This is a genomic window from Actinomycetes bacterium, assembly GCA_036510875.1.
GTDB lineage: Bacteria > Actinomycetota > Actinomycetes > Prado026 > Prado026 > DATCDE01.
The window spans coordinates 1-2,355 of record DATCDE010000338.1; the positions used below are offsets into that span (position 1 = coordinate 1).

Annotated in this window: 2 protein-coding genes; one reads left to right on the forward strand and one right to left on the reverse strand. The window is 67.6% G+C overall.

Annotated elements, in window-relative coordinates:
• Window positions 1-207: 207 nt before the first annotated feature.
• Window positions 208-1,941: an IS1634 family transposase gene (locus VIM19_19425; GenBank protein HEY5187015.1), complete on the reverse strand. Its 1,734-nt coding sequence runs from the start codon at window positions 1,939-1,941 to the stop codon at window positions 208-210.
• Window positions 1,942-2,076: 135 nt separating this feature from the next.
• Between VIM19_19425 and VIM19_19430 the strand changes: the two genes are divergently transcribed.
• Window positions 2,077-2,355: DUF6788 family protein (locus tag VIM19_19430; protein HEY5187016.1), on the forward strand; the 279-nt coding region annotated here is incomplete at its 3' end.

Sequence of the window (2,355 nt, forward strand, 5' to 3'; positions counted from 1 at the left end):
CGTGTTCCAATGCCGGGAACATAACGAGCGGCACCGACAACCGGCCTTCACTCGCCCGACACGTCGACGAGCTCAGATCCCCCGAGGGGGATCCGCTTTGCGAAGAGCAACGACATATCAGCGGGAGCTTCCTGGCTATCGCGTGCTTGAGTGGTAAACGTGCAGGTCAACCCCTGTTTTCGGGGTGACGGGGTGTATTACCCAAGGTCAGCGTCGTGGGGCGTATTTGTCGAGGTTGAAGAGCTCGAACAGTCGGGCCTGGGTGGGGTTGGTGTCGGTGAGGATGCGTTGCGCGCGGGGTCGGCCTTTGTTGCCGGTGGGGTAGAGCAGGACGGTTTCTTGGATGCCGCCCAGGTTGGCCAGGAGTTGGCGGACGCTGAGGTCCAGGCCGGATTGGTGGGCTTGTCGGCGGATGAGGTGGGCGACCGCCAGGGCCAGGACGCAGTAGAAGACGTGGACGCGGATCTTGGACTCGGTCCAGTGGAACATGGGGGAGAACCCGACGACGTGGGGGTCTTTGAGCTGGCGGAACCCTGACTCGACGTCGTTTTGGGAGCGGTACCCGGCGACGACCTCAGCTGTGGTCCAGTTGTTGTGGTCGGTGACCAGGAGGCGTTTGCCGAAGATCTCGGTTTCCAGAGCCTTGCGGGCGGCGGGGTCGATCTGCCAGGTCAGGCGCATCGTTGCGGGGGTGGTGCCGGTGAGCTGGGTGGTCAGCACGCGGGTGACCCAGCGTGGGTGGGTGATCCGGGTGATCTCGGCCTGGACGGCGTCGGGCCCGCGGCGGGTCTTACCGCGGGCCAGGGTCGCGGCGAGCTCGCCCAGTTCCCGGGTGGCTTTGGTCAGAGTCTGGTCGAAGCCTGCGGATTGTTTGGTGTGCAGGTTCACCGAGTGGGTCAGGATGACCCGCCGGTCGGTGCCGAAGACCTCTGCGCGGGTGTCGTAGGCGCTGAGCCCGGGGTACTTGTCGGGGTCGACGGGGTTCCTGCGGCGGGCCGGGATGGCGAGCAGGTCGGGGAAGCTGCCCGGTGGCAGTGACCCGACGAAGTGCAGCCCGACCTGCGTGAGGTGGGCGAAGTTGTCGGCGCTGTTCTGTCCGGCGTCGAATACCACCGTCGGGCCCAGCGGGGCCGAGCCGGCAGCGTCAGCGTCGCCGTCAGCGTCGCCGTGGGTGTCGAACAGGGCGCCGTAGCGGGCGGTGAGCTCGTCCAGGACGGCGCCGAACTGGGTGACGTCGGGGCGGTTGCCGGGGTAGGCCAGGGCGGTGACCGGGATCGCGCCGTCACGGGTGACCACGAGCGCGAGGCCGACCAGGCGCAGGTCGTTGCGTTTCTGCTTGGCGTGGCCACGCTTGGCGATGGGGGCTCGGTCGTTGGTGGAGTCGATGAACGTCGCGAAGTTCGTCATGTCCAGCGCCAGCCCGGACAGGTCCAGGCCGAACTGACTGACCATCGTGGCGGCGATCGTCGCCTCGGCTGCGGCGAGCCTGGCGGTGTCCAGGTTGTCCATCGCGTCCCAGAACCGGCGGTGGTCGGTCGCCGCCACAGGTACCTTCGTGAACCGCGGCCCCGCTGTGGTGGCCCACCACTGCTCGAACCCCAGCTTGCTACACGGGGCGACGACCCGGTTGGCGGTGGCCAGGGCCAGGTAGGTCCCCACCGACGCCCCCGCGTCGGATCGCCGCGAGCCGCACACCGCATCGATCGTCTCGGCGACCTTCAACCGTTCCAGGATCGACCAGACCGCGGCCAGGTCCCCGAACCCCTTGTGCTGGGTGCGTTCCGGGCGCCCGGGGGCTGCCCCGGAAAGCCGGTCCATCACCTCCTCGGCGCTGCCCAGGTACTCCTGGGAGATGATCCGTGGTTTGCCGTTCACCCGGGCGGACTCCACCAGGTAGTAGTAGGTCTGGTTCCCACGCTTCTTACCCACAATCGATGCCATATATGGGTAATACACCCAGTGGCCTGCCAAGTCCAACACCGACACGCGCAAACCCCCAGGTCAACCCAGGTTTACGGGCTCAGCCGTTGGTCATCCGAGCCGACCCATGAACCGCTAGCCAGGAAACTCCCGCTAGTGGCCGCGCTTCCCGACCTCGGGGACTACCTGGCCGGTGCGCTGGTCGAACAGTCCCGCCGTTGCGGAAAGCCGGGCTGCCGGTGCGCCGGCGGGGAGCTGCACGGGCCGTATGTCTACCTGTCGGTGGGCAAGGCTCCCGGCCGGGGCCGGCTGGTCTACGTCCCGGAGGCGTTGGCCCCCCTGGTAGGAGAACGGGTGGCGTTGACGGCGTCCGCGCGGGCACTGCTCGCCGACATCTCGTCGATCAACCTGGAGTTGCTCGCCCGCCGGAAGCTG

What these genes read in the sequence shown, in the direction of transcription:
- VIM19_19425 (HEY5187015.1), bottom strand. Translation starts at nt 1,941, where the DNA reads ATGGCATCGATTGTGGGTAAGAAGCGTGGGAACCAGACCTACTACTAC.